We start from the raw sequence: 481 nt of genomic DNA, 5'->3' as shown, positions 1-481 counted from the left end.
ACGTCAAGCGGCGGCTTCACCTTGCGCAAGGTGTTCTACACCGTGCCGTCGCGTTTGATCGGGCACCAACTGCGGGTACGCCTTTACGACGATCGTCTCGACGTGTTCGTCGGCGGCACCCCTCTCGTCACCCTGCCGCGTGGGCGGCCTCATCCCAACGGCAAGCACGACCAGGTCGTCGATTATCGGCACGTGATCCATTCCTTGCGGCGCAAGCCCATGGCGCTGCTCAATCTCGTCTACCGTGATCGGCTGTTCCCGCGTGATGCCTATCGCCGAACCTTCGATTCCTTGCGCGAACGGCTGCCGGACAGGAAAGCCTGCCGGATCATGGTCGATCTGCTCGGCGCTGGCGCACGAGCGCGGCTGCGAGGCCGAACTCGCCGATCAGCTCGCGGCTGACCTAACGCTGGCCAACTACCCGACCTCGGACGGCTGCGCGCTTACTTCGCGCCCGATCCGGCCTGCGTGCCGCAGGTCG

The 481-nt window shown here is 65.5% G+C and carries 1 pseudogene; it reads left to right on the top strand.

The window, feature by feature from the left end:
* Window positions 1-481 (top strand): annotated as a pseudogene (locus AC0L2O_RS36355) (IS21 family transposase); the annotation flags it as partial.

This window comes from Bradyrhizobium sp. Kon10 (assembly GCF_055807395.1).
This window is presented reverse-complemented; position numbering and strand designations above follow the sequence as displayed.